The organism is Fervidobacterium islandicum (assembly GCF_000767275.3).
Classification (GTDB): Bacteria; Thermotogota; Thermotogae; order Thermotogales; family Fervidobacteriaceae; genus Fervidobacterium; species Fervidobacterium islandicum.
In genome coordinates this window covers 2,155,186-2,171,617 of the sequence record NZ_CP014334.2, presented here as the reverse complement: position 1 = coordinate 2,171,617, position 16,432 = coordinate 2,155,186, and the positions used below count along the sequence as shown (strand labels likewise).

Here is a 16,432-nt window from a genome sequence, read left to right as displayed (position 1 = left end):
ATGGAAATAAAAGAAAATAGAACAGAAACGCCAAAGAAGAGTTTTTTCGCCCCGCTCATAGCTTGGAAAAATCTTTTTGAAAAGCCGGTAACTATACGCGTTCCAAAAGAAACCAGGGAAGCTGCTCCAAGGTACAGAGGTTTCCATGTGAACGATTGGGAAAAGTGTATCGGCTGTGGAACTTGTGCAAAGATATGTCCAACTGATGCGATAACGATGGTAGAAGTGCCTGATATGAAGCAAGAATACGGCATGAAACCACAAAGACCTACGATAGATTACGGCCGATGTAGTTTTTGTGCTATGTGTGTCGACATCTGTACAACAGGCTCTTTGAAAATGACAAGGGAATACATATTCATTTCTCCAAATCCTGAAGACTTCTACTTCGCGCCAACTGAGAAAGGCATACTTAACAAGACCCCAGAAGAAATCAAGATCGGTTGGACGAGGGATGAAGATAGCGACTTACTCGACCTTGATAGAGTTATGCCTGAAACACTCCCAGCTGAAGAACGTGTGGATTCTTTTGTTGAATTTGTCAAAGCTTACAGTAAAGAGCAGGCTATATCTGAAGCGGCAAGGTGTGTTGAGTGTGCTATCTGTGTTGACAGGTGTCCAGAGCACATGCAGATACCACAGTATATAAAGGCAATTTGGAAAGATGACTTACAGGACGCTCTCAAGTGGCTTCTCAAAGGTGTCGAAGATCAAAACAACTTCGGTGCAAATCCACTCTCAAGTGTTTGTGGAAGAGTCTGTACACATCGCTGTGAGGAAGTCTGTGCGATTAGTCACAGGGGAGAAGCAATCGCTATCAGATGGTTGAAGAGGTACATAACGGATAGCGTTCCAGCTGAAAAATGGCATGAAATTGTGACATTCGATGTGACAAAACAACCCAAGAAAGTTGCTATCGTTGGTAGTGGTCCTGCAGGATTGTCCGCTGCTTACTTCTTGGCAACGATGGGATACGAGGTAGATATTTACGAAGCACTCAACCGCCCTGGTGGTGTCATGAGGTACGGTATCCCGAGGTACAGGCTGCCAGACGAAGCACTTGATAAGGATATCGCATTCATCGAATCACTCGGTGTAAGGATCTTCACCGGTGTCGCTGTTGGGAAAGATATTACATTCGAAGAGTTGAAAAATAAGTACGATGCGATATTCTTGGCAACTGGTTTGACACTCGGTAGGTCTACAAAAATCCCAGGTTCTGACCATCCAGATGTTGTCCAAGCATTGCCACTGTTGAGGGCTATAAGAGATTACCTGCGCGGCGAAGCTCCGGAACCGAAGATACCCAAACGAGTCGTAGTTATCGGTGGCGGAAACGTCGCAATGGATATCGCAAGGAGTATGGCAAGGCTTCAAAAGATGAAATACGGTGAGGTAAATGTCACGGTCACATGTCTTGAAAGAACACACGACGAAATGCCCGCTGACATGGAAGAAATCGAAGAGGCCATTGAAGAAGGTGTAAAGATATGTCCGGGCTGGGGTCCTAGAAGAGTGATTTTCGATGATAGAGACAACATAAAAGGAATCGAATGTGTAAAATGTACCGAGGTCTTCGATGAAAACAGAAGGTTCAATCCTAAGTTCGACGAATCAACCGTTCAGTACTACGACGGTGATATGATAATCGAAGCCATCGGTCAAGCACCCGATTACTCTTATCTCCCAGAGGAATGGAAATCGAAGCTCCAGTTCGTCGGACCAAGGATACTTACAAACAATCTCAGGCAAACACAGATTCCTTGGCTTTTTGCTGGTGGAGATATCGTCAATGGGCCGGACATAATACATGGTGTCGCAGATGGTTACTGGGCAGCAAGAGGTATTGACCAATACTTGAGAGAGCAGAAATGATAAGGAGGGAGAGCATGTACGACGTACTTAAGTTAGCGGAACAGTTTGAAATAGAAGGATTCAAGTTCTACAGAACCAAAAGGGACGAAGTGAAGAACAAGTCGGTAGCTGACATATTCGACTACTTAGCCCAGATGGAAAAAGAACACACTGAATTCATCAGAAGATTAAGAAAATCTCTTGAAGAAGGCTCGGAAATTGAATCGCTACCGCAGCAAAGTACTACGTATTACAAATCCAGATACGAAGGGCAAAAAATTTCCGAAACCTCTCAGGAAGACGATATAGCTGACCTTTCCGTTTTGAGGATGGCTTACTTAATCGAAAAAGACTTTATGGAATTTTACGAAAAAGCGGCTCAGAAAGAGATAGATGAAAGAGTGAAGAAATTACTATTGGTACTAAGAGATTGGGAAGAAGGACACAAAAAGATAATAGAAGAAGAAATAAAGGCGATAATCGAAAGGAACAACCTGGAGTTGGGGTTTTATCCATTTTAAAAATAATCCACACGAAAACTTAAAAGTTAAAAGCACTAAACACGAAGCGAGGCAGAAAGGCCTCGCTTCTTTGTTTACATCATTCGCAATATTATGATTGATAAAATTACCAAATCGCAAGAAAATGCAAATATTCACTAATAATTTCAAAAAAACAAACCTACATAATTAATTATCAACATTTAAAATTTTGAATGTTTTATTATATAATGTAACAAAATACCGCAGAATATTTCCTGCAACAATTTGCAACACTCAGCAAATTGTCTTTATCAATTTTTTAGGCATTTCAACTCTTTGAAGGGAGGGGTAGTTGTGAGGAAAGTTCTTCTGGCTCTTCTTGTGCTTGTACTGGCTGTTTCCACATTTGCGGCTATCAGGATAGGTGTATTCGAACCGCTCACGGGAGCTTTTGCTGCCGGTGGTCAGCTCACGCTCAAGGGCATCAGACTTGCTAACGAAATGTACCCAACGGTCCTTAACCAAAAGGTTGAGTTGATTGTTCTTGACAACAAAACCGACAAAGTTGAAGCAGCAAACGCAGTCACAAGGTTGATCCAAGTCTACAACGTAAGTGCGATCATCGGAAGTTATGGTAGTTCGTTAGCTATTCCTGGCAGCGAAGTCGCAAACAAGATGAAAGTCCCGATGGTAGGATGCTCACCAACGAACCCGTTAGTAACAAAGGACAAGGAATATGTTTTCAGAGTTTGTTTCATTGACCCATTCCAAGGAAGAGTTATGGCAAAGTTCGCGGTTGAGACACTTAAAGCAAAAACAGCGTATATCATCCAGGATATCTCTTCAGACTACTCAGTTGGGTTGGCACACTATTTCAGGAACGCTTTCATTGAATTTACAGGCAATAGCAAATCTGTCCTTGGAGTGGCTTCCTACCAAGGTGGAGACCAAGACTTCACATCCCAACTAACGTTGGCTAAGTCAAAGAACCCAGATGTCCTTTTCATCCCAGCTGGTTCCTATGGAGACGCTGCTTTGATTATGAAGCAAGCAAGGGAAATGGGAATTAAGTCAATATTCTTGGGCGGTGACACTTGGGAAGTTCCGGAAATAGTCCAAGTTGGAGGAGACGCAGTTGAAGGAGCTTACTTCAGCACTCACTTCGACGAGAAAGCTATGACAACTGAAATGACGAAAAAATTCGTTGAGGCCTACAGGAAGAAGTACAACGAAGAACCGAGTGCATTCGCAGCACTTGGTTTCGATGCCTACCTTGTCATCCTCGACGCGATTACAAGGGCAAAATCTGCAAAACCAGAGGACATCAAGAATGCGTTAGCTCAAACTAAGAACTTCCAAGGTGCAACTGGTTCTATAACATTCGATGAGAACGGAGACGCAATAAAAGATGCGATTGTAAAGAAGATAGAAAATGGCAAATTTAAGCTGATAACTATTGTAAAACCATAGGGTTTTACATAAGAGTTTAGGAGGGGATTACTATGAGAAAACTCATTATTTTCATTGCCTTGTTGCTGAGTTTATCAATCACTTTTGCAGCAAATGAAATCGTGATAGGAGTTACTCAACCACTAACAGGAAACTATGCAATGGGTGGCCAGCTTGGTTTGAGAGGTATTGAAATGGCGTACGAAGAAGTACCATCCGTACTTGGAAGACCTATAAAGCTTGTCATTCTTGATAACAAGAGCGATAAGATCGAAGCTGCTAACGTTGTGACAAGGCTTATTGAACAGTTCAAAGTTTCCGCAATTATTGGCACTTACTCGAGTGCACTCGGAATACCAGGAGCCGAAATAGCGAACAAGAATAAAGTTGTTTACATCGCTCCTTCAAATACAAATCCACTCGTTACAAAGGACAAACCATTTGTATTTAGAGTTTGCTTCATCGACCCATTCCAAGGCACGGTAATGGCAAAATTTGCTGTCCAACACTTGAAAGCCAAAACAGCTGCTGTCATATATGATGTTTCGAACGACTACTCGGTTGGTCTTGCGTATTATTTCAGGGATGCATTTGTAAAATTGACCGGAGATCCCAAGTCAGTAAAAGTCTACATTGCATATCAAGGCGGAGACCAAGATTTCACAAGTCAGCTTACCGCTGTTAAGAAAGCTAATCCTGACGTCATATTTGTACCAGCAGGAATAGTCGGCGATGCAGCCCTTATTGCTAAACAAGCACGCGAACTCGGGTTAAAACAGCCACTTCTCGGTGGTGACACTTGGGACCTACCACAGCTTATAGAAATCGGTGGTAGTGCAGTTGAAGGAGCTTACTATAGCACGATGTTTGATGTTAAAGCTGAACTATCAGATAAGACAAAACCATTTGTTGAAAAGTACAGAAAGAAATACAACGAAGATCCTGGTTATCTGCCTGCACTTGCTTACGATGCTTATATGGTACTAATCGATGCGATAAAGAGAGCAGGTAGCGATAACCCTGAAATGATAAGAAGGGCATTGCTTACAACAGATTTCATAGGTGTTTCCGGAAGAATAAGATTTGACCAGAACAGAGATGCAATAAAAGATGCGGTTATTAAAACGATAAAGAATGGCAAATTTGAGTTCGTAACTGTGATTAAGGGTGAATAGTTGACTACTACTTGTCGACAGGAGTGGCTTTCGCCATTCCTGTCTTTTAGTTTATCTATTTTTTCTCTTCTTGATTTTTCAATGATTTGGAGGTGTTGGGATGGACTGGAGCTTATTCTTGCAACATATGGTAAACGCTATTTCACTTGGTTTTGTTTTTGGATTGGTCGCGGTTGGTTATGCTCTCGTCTACGGTGTTGTAAAACTTGTTAACTTTGCACACGGTGACGTGTTTATGATGGCTGCGTATTTCATGTTTTACACATCTTTGATATTCGGTGCTCCTTGGCTAAGTGCCGTAATCTTGGGTATCGTTCTTACCTCTCTTCTTGGCGTAGGTATCGAAAAAGTTGCGTATAAACCGCTTAGGAAGTACCCCAGGATAAATTCTCTCGTGTCTTCAATAGGTATGTCGTTCTTACTTCAGAATTTTGCGGTTGTGGTCTTTGGTGGTATCCAGAGATCGTTCCCAGTTCCGGAACCGATGAAAAAAACCATAGTACTCGGTGAGGTTAGAATACAAGCGGTGTCTATTTACACGATTATATTCTCAATAATAGTTGTTCTAATGCTCACGTTTATACTACAGAAAACAAAAATAGGACTTGCAATGCGTATCCTCTCTCGAGATTTCGACACAGCAAGGCTCATGGGAATAAATGTTAACAGAACAATTTCATTCACTTTTGCTCTTGGTTCAGGACTCGCCGCTGTTAGTGCCGTTTTTTGGGCACTCAGATATCCACAGATATTTCCATTCATGGGGCAGTATCCTGGTAGTAGGGCTTTCATAGCCGCAGTTGTTGGTGGTATCGGGAGTCTTAAAGGTGCGCTTATAGGTGGATTTGTTCTTGGTTTGTTAACCGTGCTAATTCCTGCTATGTTCCCAGAATACTCTGGTTATCGTGAAGCTTTTATCTTCTTGCTCTTAGTTCTCGTTCTCATTTTCAAACCAAATGGCCTCTTTGGTCAGGAGGTAGGTGAAAAAGCATGAAGCGCTCAACAAGAATTGTGCTTAGTATAATGTTGATCATTATCGTTTATATTTTCGTATTTTTTGCTGAAAAGTATATGGATCCTTTCATAAAGAGGATTTTAAATACCGGATTCATTTACGTTATTCTTGCCGTCAGTTTGAACCTAATAAATGGATTTACGGGTCAATTTTCTCTCGGGCACGCTGGTTTTATGGCAATAGGCGCGTACACTTCTGCACTGTTGTACATGTCACCTGAGAGCAAGTTGTCGAATTTCTTCATGGAACCACTGATTTCACCGCTTGATAAGATACACATACCGTTCTTCTGGGCATTGCTGATAGGTGGATTAATGTCTGCACTTATGGGTTTTATCGTCGGTGCTCCGAGTCTTAGAGTGCGCGGTGACTACCTTGCAATCGTTACATACGGTTTTTCAGAAATCATTCGGTCTCTTTTTAACAACTTGCAGAACATAACAAACGGGCCGTTAGGCTTAAAGGGGTTGCCAACTTACACGAACCTGTGGTGGACAGTTAGTTGGGCAATAGTAACTATTATAGTCATCAGAAGGATTGTTGATAGTTCTTACGGAAGGGCACTGAAAGCTATAAGAGACGATGAGGTGGCTGCGGAAAACTTGGGTATAAATCTTTTCAAACATAAAGTTCTCGCATTTGTTGTTGGAGCATTTTTCGCAGGCATCGCAGGGGGACTTTTGGGTAGCTTGCTCATGACTATTGACCCAAACTCCTTTAGCATATTGTTTACTTATCAGATAATAACCATAATACTACTCGGAGGGCTTGGAAATATTACCGGTAGTGTTATCGTTGCAATCGGCTTTGCTTTCCTGATGGAAGCTCTAAGATTTGTCGAAATGCCAATGAAAATATTTGGAATAACGATTCCGGGTATTCTTGGTATGCGTATGCTCATCTTCTCGATTCTGCTGATGATTACCATCCTCTTCTTCAGGCAAGGTCTATTTGGACAACGTGAGTTCACTTGGGAAGGCTTCTTCAGGCTGTTCACAAAAAGGAAGGTGAGCCAATGATGACGTTGCAGGCAACCGCCCCTTCAAAAGAAGTGAAAACAACTGTTTTGAAGATGGAACATGTAACTAAAAAGTTTGGCGGTCTTGTCGCAGTATCTGATTTTAACTTAGAACTGAAAGATGGTGAGCTATTAGGATTGATAGGTCCAAACGGAGCAGGAAAAACAACGATATTTAACTTAATAACACACGTCTTCCCAGTAACAGAGGGAAGGATAGAGTTTCTCGGAAGAGATATAACGAATCTTAAAACTGACAAAATTATAAGGCTTGGGGTCGCGAGAACATTTCAGAATATAAGACTTTTTGGCAATATGACAGTTAAGGAAAACATAATGACAGCATTCCACGCACATCTTAAGTCTGATTTGTTCTCAGCTATCGCGTTTTTACCAAATTATCAAAAAGAAGAAGAATACATTCAAACGATGACCTGGGAACTGATGAAAGAGCTGGGCATAGACCACCTTGCAGATTATAAGTCCACATCTTTGCCCTATGGTCTTCAAAGAAAGCTCGAGATAGCTAGAGCGTTGGCAACAAGGCCTAAACTGTTGCTTTTGGATGAACCTGCGGCTGGTATGAACCCTGACGAAACACTTGAATTAAACCAGCTAATTCTGAGGATCAGAGAGAAGTTTAAACTTACGGTCATAGTTATAGAACACGATATGAAAGTTATCATGAATATCTGTGAGAGAATTATCGTTCTCGATCATGGAGTCACGATTGCAGAAGGCACTCCAGAAGAGATTCAAAAGAATCCAGTTGTGATAAAAGCTTACTTAGGTGCAGGTGATGAAGATGCTTGAGATTATGGATTTGCACGTACACTACGGCGGTATTCACGCACTGAAAGGGATATCTATGAAAGTCGAGGATGGTCAAATAATATCACTTATAGGTGCAAATGGTGCAGGTAAGTCAACAACTCTTAGGACCATTTGCGGCTTGAAAGAGGCATCGAGAGGAAGCATAAAATACAACGGCAGAGAACTGACGAAACTTGACACAAGCGAAATAGTAAGAATGGGGATCACGATGGTTCCAGAAGGTCGTAGAGTCTTTTCAAACTTGACAGTTTACGAAAATCTCCTTGCAGGTGCATATTTGAGGAAAGATAAAGAACAGATCAAGAAGGATATAGAGTACGTCTTCGATCTCTTCCCCAGATTACGAGAGAGAACTAATCAAAGGGCCGGTACGTTGTCAGGTGGAGAGCAACAGATGCTTGCCATCGGAAGAGCTTTAATGTCAAGGCCAAAGCTGTTACTTTTCGATGAACCATCACTCGGTCTTGCACCCGTCATTGTTAAGGAAGTATTTCAGATGATCAAGAAAATTCACAGTGAGGGAGTTACGATATTCCTCGTTGAACAAAACGCATATGAAGCCCTCAAGTTGGCTGATTATGCGTACGTTCTTGAAACCGGAAGAATAGTACTTGAAGGTACTGGAAAAGAACTTCTCGAAGATGAAAGAGTTAGGAAAGCGTATCTCGGCGGATGATTACAAATGATAGTAGGCTTTAGAAAATCGCGGAGGTTATTCAAACCTCCGCTTTTTTGTGCTAAACTCTGTTTGGAGAATTAGAAAATTACTCAAAAACACTTTGGTTTGCACTTCAGGGGAGGGAGCTTGGCTTTGCAATTTAACGAGCTATACGATCAGCTGAAATCTATCCACGGAGAATTGGGCAAATGGTGGCCAGGCACAACCGAAGAAATCATCGTTTCCGCTGTTTTAACACAAAACACAAATTGGAAAAATGTCCAAAAGGCTTTGGAAAATATCAGGAACAACTGTGAAGAAGACATACTCACCTGTCTGACAAAGAAAAGTGTACAAGAGCTCTCCGCACTTATTAAGCCTGTCGGTTTCTTCAATATTAAAGCCGAGAGGTTAAAGAATCTCTTGAAATGGATCGAAAAGTATGATTTGGACATACAAGCAATTAAGCAACTAGGCACTGAACGAGTTCGTGAGGAATTGCTGAGTATCAAAGGTATCGGCAAAGAAACTGCGGATTCAATTATTCTTTATGCATTGGAACTACCTATTTTCGTAGTAGATGCTTACACGAAACGCATCCTAGAGAGGATCTTAAACATTAAATTTAAGGAGTACGATGAATACAGACTGCTATTTGAAAGCTTCTATCCCAAAAATGTACCATTATATCAGGAATTTCACGGACTGATAGTTGAACATGCGAAGGCATTTTGTAAAACGAAACCTAGGTGTGAAATGTGCCCTATAGAACAATGCGGCTACAAAACAAGAAGAGAAACCAAATGAAAAGCCAGGGGAACTACCCCTGGCTTCAATTTTTAGCGCTTAAACTATTAGAGTTACTGCTGCTTGTAGAGTTCAAAGTAGTCGTTACCCGGTCTCATCGGGTTCGGATACCAACCCTTGACCCATGCTCTCTGAGCTCTGACTCCCACTGGTTGGTAAACTGGGATACTAATGTAGTTGTCGATTGCGAATTTCTGAATCTGTACATATAGTTTAGCTCGTTCTTCAGGGTCTGAAGAATTCCTCGCCATTTCTATCAATTCATCTAAGCTCTTGCCACCGAGTTCTTTTCTTGGTGTGCTAACGAATTTTTTGAAATTATCTCCCTGTCTTGGTGCGTAAGTTCCTGCCGAATGATAGAAAGTGAATATGAAATTGTCTGGGTCAGGAAAGTCGGCAAGCCAGTTGAATATCGGCATCGGAAGTTCTGACTTTCTCATAGCATCAAGATAGCTTGGCCAGTTAAGTGCCGCTATGTCTACTTTGATCTTGCCAGGCGCTATCATTTCGAGGTAGGTTTTTATCATCTCAGCAATTCTTTGTCGCATCATGTTTCCTGTGTTGTAGGCTACTGTGAACTTTATTCCAACCTTTAAGGCCTTACCATCCCAAGCCTTTTCAAGTGCTTTTCTTGCTTCAGTAACGTTGAATTTATAGAGTGGAAGTGACGGGTCAAATCCAAGTAATCCGTTTGGAAGAGCAGCTGGTATCCTTGTACCGTAACCTTTTAGAACATCTCTGATCACAGCATCGTAGTTGATAACATAAGATATCGCTTTTCTTGCGTTGATATCACTAAAGAAGTCTGGTGGTAATCCGTTTCCATCCCACTTTCTGCTACCAATATATTTGCTGTTCGGTGAAACTGACCAAGAGAAACCGACAACTGTGACCGACATAGACGGGATGTTATCAATAATTTGTATGTCCTTGTTTCCTCTTATTTGGTCGAGATATTCAAGAACAATAGCTATATCGTCAGCGTCGCCTTTTTCAAGCATCAGTTTCCTTGTTCCCCATTCACTTACGGTGAGTAGTATGACCTTCTTAAGCTTTGGTTCTCCGCGCCAGTAATCTTTATTTGCTTCGAGCACTACTTTTCTGTTGGTTCTATCCCATTCAACAAGTTTGAAAGGACCTGTCCCGATCGCTGTTGCGTAAAGTGGTGATTTTTCCTTAGCGATATTTCTATACTTCCACCAAGTATCTGGCTTGCCATCCCAAAGCCCCATTTTTACGGATGTTTCTTTATCAAGTACAGCTGACCATCCAACCGTGTGTGCCATTATTGTGAGGAATGGACCGTATGGTCTGACAAGTTTGAAGACAACGTTGTCACCCTCGACTTCGATAGCGGGGTCAATAACTTCCTTGTACATCTGGACAAGCTTATCCTTGAACTCTGGTAACGGTTCTCCGTCTTTGAATATCTCTGTAACGGGTTTTCCGACGTACTTTTGTATCATTTCATTAAGCGAGTTGACACCAAAGATGGCATTCCACAGCATCCACATGGGGCCGCCAGTTGGGTCGTACAACAGCCCTCTTTCAAAGGAGTACTCCACATCCTCAGGTGTTAATGCGCTACCATTGTGGAACTTGACTCCTTTTCTGATAGGGAATACGTACGTCTTCCCACCGTCTTTGATAAGACCGTTCTTCAAACTTGGAACTTGTGTCGCCAGTCTTGGTTCAAACTCTGTCAAACTGCTCCCCTTGTAGGCAATAAGGCTTTCGTATACGTTGTAGATAATCTCACCGCTGACCGTATCGTAGGCCTGGTGGATATCCAAGGTATCCGGTTCACCAACGCCAGCTGACACGTAAATAGTCGGATCGAACGCAAAAGCAACGACCGCCAAAGCCAAAATACTTACCAGTAGGTACTTCACGTACTTCATGCCAATCCCCCCTTTCAAGGTACAGTTCCGTCTCTCACTTTTACTTCAAATAGTATACCATATACATTAACGAAATGTTCCGTTTTTTAACCATATGGTTTGTAATATGAAAATTAGATGCTCGATACTAGACTTTCACAACTCGTGACTTCGTTTGTATGCTTCATATATTGCAGACATTATTGCACCCTTGACTCCATTCTTTTCAAGTTCGTACAAGCCTCGTATAGTAACTCCTCCGGGTGAAGAAACTAGGTACTTCAACCTCGAAGGTTCGATGTTCATATGTTCCAGCAACTTTATGGAACCTTCAAAGGTTCTGAGTACAATATCTCGCGCGTAATCCGGATTGACACCGATATTTATCGCTCCTTCTATAAAACTTTCCAACACGAAAGCAACAAAAGCTGGGCCACTGCTGTTAAGCACAGTAAACGCATCGAATTTATCTTCCTCCAATTCCATTATCTCACCGAATGGAGAGATTAATTCTGAAAATTCTTTCCGTTTTTCCATAGGTACGTGTTTACTGTAGCAGACAGCGGTAATACCTATGGAAATCTTCGAAGTTATCGTGGGCATTATTCTGATTATCTTGTTCTTACGAGTGGCAGACGAAATCTCTTCTATCCTTTTGCCAGCAGCAGTACTTACTATAATTCCGTTTTCTTGTGATACTCCAGCAAGTGCCTCGTATACTTGCGGGGCTTGTTGAGGTTTTACGCAGAGGAACGTGTAATCAGATTCCTGATAGACTTCCTGGATGTTCGCACAGATCTTAATATTCTCAAACGCTTCATACTTTCGAACTTTTTCGGGTGACCTATTGTATATAAAGAACTCGTGTTCACTTTTGCTGTTTAAAACCTCTAAAATCATGCTACCGATGTTTCCAACACCTACTATCCCTACTTTCATACATATCACCAACCGTCTTAGCAAATTCCTTTTTTCTTTATAATGTTTTTATCTCAAGAATCACGTTATCTGCGTGTACTACTTCATCGTATGTGTAAATCTCTTCAGGGATTTCCGAAGTTCTTAACCCTTTTATTCGTTGAATTTCATCGGCTGAATAGTTTGTGATACCTCTTCCCAAAATTTCCTCGCCATGAGCTAAAAGAACGACATCACCTTTTTCGAACTTACCTTCAACATCAACTACCCCAACAGGTAACAGACTCTTTCTATTTAACAAGGCAGTTCTCGCACCTTCGTTTATGTAAACCGTTCCTTTTGGCTTGCTGATGTACTTCACCCATGATTCTCTTTTGGATAGTCTTCTTTGCTTCGAAGTAACAAACCTGGTTCCACATTTCGCTCTTCTAAGTATCTTTTTTACACATTCCAAATTCCTGCCATTAATCACATACGAATCCACGTCGCTTTCAACTGCAATCTTTGCAGCCACAATTTTCGAAAATATACCGCCAGAACCAAAAGAAGTTTTTCCAAGTTCGGCTATTTTTACGTTTTGGATGTCAATTGGATAGTTCTCTATAACCGTTCCGTCTTCTCCTATTACACCATCAACTGAAGTCATAAGGAACAGATAGTCAGCACCCCAGCATATCGAAAACATGGCAGAAAGCACGTCATTATCACCGAACTTTATTTCATCAACCGAAATCGTGTCATTTTCGTTCACAATAGGTACGATACCAAGTTCACTTAGACCAATTAGTGTGTTTCTGAGATTTAGAAACCGCTGCCGGTTATTAAAGTCGTCCCTCGTCAACAATATCTGTGCAACTTGCCGATTGTAAAAACTAAACGCCTGCTGATATATTTCCATTAACTTAGGTTGGCCGATGGCACAAAGCGCTTGCTTGGATAGAAGGCTTTTAGAATGTCCTTTGAATGCTAACAATGCTCTTCCAGAAGCTGCAGCACCAGATGAGACAATTGCCACTTGATGGCCTGAACCCATTAGCTCGTCGACAAGCGAGACCAGCTTCATAACATACGTCTTATCTATTGCATCTTCCTTGACAAGCAAATTACTGCCAACCTTCAGTACAATCTTAGCCATAATGTCAATCACTCCTATGGTTATTTTCTGACATGATAATCACCGAAGACGATAAATTTAGTTGTTGTTAGTTCTTTGAGTCCTACAGGGCCTCTCGCGTGAAACTTTTGAGTGCTTATGCCAATCTCAGCTCCCATTCCAAATTGTCCACCGTCTGTGAACCTTGTTGAAGCATTAACATAAACTGTTGATGAATCTACTGCATTTAAGAATTTCATAGCGTTTGAATAGTTCTCAGTAAGAATTGCTTCGGAATGTTTTGTAGAATATTTCTTGATATGCTCAATTGCCTCATCTAACGAAGAGACAACCTTCACGGATATAATCAGGTCCAAATATTCAGTTGACCAATCTTCCTCAGTGGCCGGGGCACATTCTATGACCTTTCTGGTCTCCACACAGCCACGAATTTCAACCTTCTTATCATCAAATAACTTTTTCAACTTTGGTAAGAATTCGGAGGCTATTTTTCTGTGGACTAATAAAGTTTCCACAGCGTTACAGGTTCCAGGTCTTTGGGTTTTCGCGTTATCTATTACTGCAATTGACTTGTCAATGTCCGCACTCTCATCAACGAATATATGACAGACACCAGCCCCCGTTTCCAAAACAGGCATCTTTGCATTACTTACAACATAGTCAATTAAAGATTTGCCTCCTCTCGGAATGATTAAGTCGATCAACCCGCGTTGTTTTAATATGTAATCAACAACACTTCTATCAGTATGTTCGACTAATTCAACCGAATTTCTTGGTAAACCAGCGTCATCTAATGCTTGTTTTATAAGTTTGACAAGAGCCTTGTTTGAATTTAGCGCATCAGAACCACCTTTAAGTAATATCGTGTTTCCCGACTTTAGTGCCAAAATGGAAGTTTCGATCGTCACATTTGGACGTGATTCGTAAATAATAGCAAGAACACCTATCGGAACACGGACTTTGTAAATTGTCAAACCGTCTTCTCTGACGAACGAGTCGACAACTTCACCGATGGGATCTCTCAAGCTTTCGACAATCTGACAACTTTCAATCATTTCGTCTATCCTTTTATCGTTAAGTACCAGCCTATCTATCAGAGATTCTTTGACCTTCAATTCACGAGCTCTTTCTACATCTTTGCTGTTTTCAGCTTTCAGATACTCTCGGTTTTCATCTATTTTCTCAGCAAGCCTTTTCAGAAATTTGTTCTTTTTCTCAGACTTTTCTCGACTTAACACCTCGAAAGCTTCTCTCAAATTCTTAAGAGAGAGTTCCACATCTTCGTACACAATAATCCCCCCTACTTTACGTTCCAGAATTTTTGAATATTATAACACAAGCAACACCAAAGTTGTCCACTTCCCACTTACTTGATTTTTTATTGAGCATATGCTAAAATAATTCCGTATCAACACAAGAGTCGGGGTGTAGCGCAGGTGGCTAGCGCGCTTGCATGGGGCGCAAGAGGTCGCTGGTTCAAGTCCAGTCACCCCGACCAAAAGTAAAAGCAGAAAGAGGGCATCAAAAATGGTGCCCTCTTTTTTGTTTTCTTAGACTGTTCTGAAATAAACTCGGCAATTTTGAGAATTGAATAATTTGCGATAGACTTAGAGTAAAAAGTTGGCCATGAGAACTGTAATACCAAACAAGTGGGAGCCTTATGCAACTGTTTTTCGTCTTTGGGCCTGTAGTCGCACTTATGTTGGTTGCTTACAACTTCTATTCATTCCTCAAGAAACCAGAAGGAACTGAACGGATGAGAGAAATTTCTATATGCATTCGCAAAGGAGCAGACGCATTCATTACCACGAATACAGAACAGTTGCAATTTATACCATCGTTATCGCGGTCGTCCTCAGTCTCTTAACAGCATGGTACGTAGGTATTGCTTTTCTTTTCGGTGCATTTATGAGTTCTTTAGCAGGTTGCTTCGGCATGAAAGCCGCCACTAGGGCGAATGTAAGAGTCTTGGAAGCTGCAAGGTAAACGAAAAGAATTGGACCTGCTTTAAAGATTGCATTCCAAGGCGGTTCTGTTATGGGACTTTCAGTCGGTGCACTGGCGCTCTTGGGAATTAACATAGTGCTAACCCTATTCAAAAACCAGCTGAACTTTGAAAACATGCGGATCTTTAGTAATCACATAGGTGTTAATTTCATCCCATTCGCCATGACCTTATCAGGTTACTCACTTGGTTGTTCGATAGTCGCTATGTTCGACAGGGTTGGTGGAGGGGTTTACACTAAAGCAGCCGACATGGCAGCTGATTTTGTTGGAAAAACAGAGTTAAAACTTCCCGAAGATGATCCCAGAAACCCTGCAACGATTGCTGATAACGTCGGTGACAACGTTGGAGACGTCGCCGGTCTTGGTGCGGATTTACTTGAAAGCTTTGTGGGTGCGATGCTGTCTGCTATTGTACTTGCTTCTTACAACTACGTACTTTCTGGCAAATTCTATGAAACGGCAGTAAAACTAATTCTCTACCCGATAGCCTTTACTACGGTCGGCTTGATTGCATGTTCGATAGGTATAATGTTTGTGGTTTTCAGAAAACTATCAGATAAACCACACCAAGAGCTCAACACAGCGCTTATCATATCCGCTCTCTTAACCGGTGTTGGAAATTTTGCACTTACAGGGATATTGTTAAAAAGCGAATCAAACGAAGCACTTGTGAATTACGGATTCCGATATGGTCCTTACTCAGCTTTCTTTTCAGTGGGATACTCATAGAAGCGGTCGTTAAGTCTGCTTCGAAGATGGTTGATGAAATCAGAAGACAAGTTAAAGAAATGCCTGGTATACTTGATGGTACCCAGACTCCCGATTATGAAAGATGCATCACGATCAGTGCGGACGGCGCTCTCAAACAGATGGTCCTTCCGGCGATGATAGCTATCGTGACACCTTTGATATCTGGTTTCACCTTCGGTGTTGATTTTGTAGGTGGTCTACTTGTGGGAACAACGCTTAGTGGAATAATGCTCGCAATATTTACAGCAAATGCCGGTGGTGCGTGGGATAATGCAAAGAAACATTTGGAGCAGGGCAAAATCCCAGGTTTGGCAAAAGGATCGGCGGAGCACGCCGCTTTGGTTGTAGGCGACACTGTTGGTGATCCATTGAAGGATACGGTCGGTCCTAGCCTCGATATACTGATAAAAATCATGGCGGTGATTTCACTTATCTTCGCAACGCTCTTTCAAAAGTTCAGTATTTTTTAAG

The 16,432-nt window shown here is 41.7% G+C and carries 13 protein-coding genes, 1 tRNA gene and 1 pseudogene; 11 read left to right on the top strand and 4 right to left on the bottom strand.

Annotated features, from left to right (window positions below; all coding sequences use genetic code 11):
* The 9 genes from NA23_RS10285 to NA23_RS10245 all read left to right on the top strand — a co-directional run bounded on the left by NA23_RS10285 (position 1) and on the right by NA23_RS10245 (position 9,292).
* Positions 1-1,875 carry an FAD-dependent oxidoreductase gene (locus NA23_RS10285; RefSeq protein WP_033191618.1) on the top strand — a complete coding sequence of 625 codons (1,875 nt, stop codon included), beginning with the start codon at positions 1-3 and terminating at the stop codon, positions 1,873-1,875.
* A gap of 14 nt (positions 1,876-1,889) precedes the next feature.
* Complete coding sequence (locus NA23_RS10280) at positions 1,890-2,375, top strand: ferritin-like domain-containing protein (RefSeq protein ID WP_084384099.1); 486 nt, start codon at positions 1,890-1,892, stop codon at positions 2,373-2,375.
* A 315-nt stretch (positions 2,376-2,690) separates the two neighbouring features.
* Positions 2,691-3,806 carry an ABC transporter substrate-binding protein gene (locus NA23_RS10275; protein ID WP_033191620.1) on the top strand — a complete coding sequence of 372 codons (1,116 nt, stop codon included), beginning with the start codon at positions 2,691-2,693 and terminating at the stop codon, positions 3,804-3,806.
* Positions 3,807-3,838: 32 nt separating this feature from the next.
* Positions 3,839-4,960: an ABC transporter substrate-binding protein gene (locus tag NA23_RS10270; RefSeq protein ID WP_033191621.1), complete on the top strand. Its 1,122-nt coding sequence runs from the start codon at positions 3,839-3,841 to the stop codon at positions 4,958-4,960.
* Between the two features lie 100 nt (positions 4,961-5,060).
* Positions 5,061-5,954: a branched-chain amino acid ABC transporter permease gene (locus NA23_RS10265; RefSeq protein WP_033191622.1), complete on the top strand. Its 894-nt coding sequence runs from the start codon at positions 5,061-5,063 to the stop codon at positions 5,952-5,954.
* A complete protein-coding gene (locus NA23_RS10260; RefSeq protein WP_033191623.1) occupies positions 5,951-6,994 on the top strand; it encodes a branched-chain amino acid ABC transporter permease in 1,044 nt (347 codons plus the stop codon). Before NA23_RS10265 ends, NA23_RS10260 begins: the two co-directional genes overlap by 4 nt.
* On the top strand, positions 6,991-7,806 hold the full coding sequence (locus NA23_RS10255; protein ID WP_236938381.1) for an ABC transporter ATP-binding protein: 816 nt from the start codon (positions 6,991-6,993) through the stop codon (positions 7,804-7,806). The genes NA23_RS10260 and NA23_RS10255 overlap by 4 nt, the downstream gene beginning before the upstream one ends.
* Positions 7,799-8,503: an ABC transporter ATP-binding protein gene (locus tag NA23_RS10250; protein WP_033191624.1), complete on the top strand. Its 705-nt coding sequence runs from the start codon at positions 7,799-7,801 to the stop codon at positions 8,501-8,503. The genes NA23_RS10255 and NA23_RS10250 overlap by 8 nt, the downstream gene beginning before the upstream one ends.
* Positions 8,504-8,638: 135 nt before the next feature.
* Positions 8,639-9,292 carry an endonuclease III domain-containing protein gene (locus NA23_RS10245; protein ID WP_033191625.1) on the top strand — a complete coding sequence of 218 codons (654 nt, stop codon included), beginning with the start codon at positions 8,639-8,641 and terminating at the stop codon, positions 9,290-9,292.
* Positions 9,293-9,345: 53 nt separating this feature from the next.
* Here the strand turns inward: NA23_RS10245 and NA23_RS10240 are convergent, their stop codons facing one another.
* The 4 genes from NA23_RS10240 to NA23_RS10225 all read right to left on the bottom strand — a co-directional run bounded on the left by NA23_RS10240 (position 9,346) and on the right by NA23_RS10225 (position 14,493).
* Positions 9,346-11,193: an ABC transporter substrate-binding protein gene (locus NA23_RS10240; RefSeq protein WP_033191626.1), complete on the bottom strand. Its 1,848-nt coding sequence runs from the start codon at positions 11,191-11,193 to the stop codon at positions 9,346-9,348.
* A gap of 135 nt (positions 11,194-11,328) precedes the next feature.
* Positions 11,329-12,135 (bottom strand): pyrroline-5-carboxylate reductase, encoded by an 807-nt coding sequence (proC, locus tag NA23_RS10235; protein ID WP_305367216.1) that lies wholly within the window; start codon positions 12,133-12,135, stop codon positions 11,329-11,331.
* A 13-nt stretch (positions 12,136-12,148) separates the two neighbouring features.
* Positions 12,149-13,225 (bottom strand): glutamate 5-kinase, encoded by a 1,077-nt coding sequence (proB, locus tag NA23_RS10230; protein WP_033191628.1) that lies wholly within the window; start codon positions 13,223-13,225, stop codon positions 12,149-12,151.
* 20 nt (positions 13,226-13,245) lie between these two features.
* Positions 13,246-14,493, bottom strand: coding sequence for a glutamate-5-semialdehyde dehydrogenase (locus tag NA23_RS10225; protein ID WP_033191629.1), 1,248 nt, complete (start codon positions 14,491-14,493; stop codon positions 13,246-13,248).
* Positions 14,494-14,625: 132 nt separating this feature from the next.
* On the opposite strand from NA23_RS10225, the gene NA23_RS10220 reads away from it, so the two are divergent.
* Together NA23_RS10220 and NA23_RS10215 are read left to right on the top strand one after the other, a co-directional pair.
* A tRNA-Pro gene (locus tag NA23_RS10220) sits at positions 14,626-14,702 on the top strand.
* Positions 14,703-14,864: 162 nt separating this feature from the next.
* A pseudogene (locus tag NA23_RS10215) lies at positions 14,865-16,431 on the top strand (sodium/proton-translocating pyrophosphatase).
* Position 16,432 lies beyond the last annotated feature (1 nt).

What these genes read in the sequence shown, in the direction of transcription:
- NA23_RS10285 (WP_033191618.1), top strand. Translation starts at nt 1, where the DNA reads ATGGAAATAAAAGAAAATAGAACAGAAACGCCAAAGAAGAGTTTTTTC.
- NA23_RS10280 (WP_084384099.1), top strand. Translation starts at nt 1,890, where the DNA reads ATGTACGACGTACTTAAGTTAGCGGAACAGTTTGAAATAGAAGGATTC.
- NA23_RS10270 (WP_033191621.1), top strand. Translation starts at nt 3,839, where the DNA reads ATGAGAAAACTCATTATTTTCATTGCCTTGTTGCTGAGTTTATCAATC.
- NA23_RS10265 (WP_033191622.1), top strand. Translation starts at nt 5,061, where the DNA reads ATGGACTGGAGCTTATTCTTGCAACATATGGTAAACGCTATTTCACTT.
- NA23_RS10260 (WP_033191623.1), top strand. Translation starts at nt 5,951, where the DNA reads ATGAAGCGCTCAACAAGAATTGTGCTTAGTATAATGTTGATCATTATC.
- NA23_RS10255 (WP_236938381.1), top strand. Translation starts at nt 6,991, where the DNA reads ATGATGACGTTGCAGGCAACCGCCCCTTCAAAAGAAGTGAAAACAACT.
- NA23_RS10250 (WP_033191624.1), top strand. Translation starts at nt 7,799, where the DNA reads ATGCTTGAGATTATGGATTTGCACGTACACTACGGCGGTATTCACGCA.
- NA23_RS10240 (WP_033191626.1), bottom strand. Translation starts at nt 11,193, where the DNA reads ATGAAGTACGTGAAGTACCTACTGGTAAGTATTTTGGCTTTGGCGGTC.
- proB (WP_033191628.1), bottom strand. Translation starts at nt 13,225, where the DNA reads ATGGCTAAGATTGTACTGAAGGTTGGCAGTAATTTGCTTGTCAAGGAA.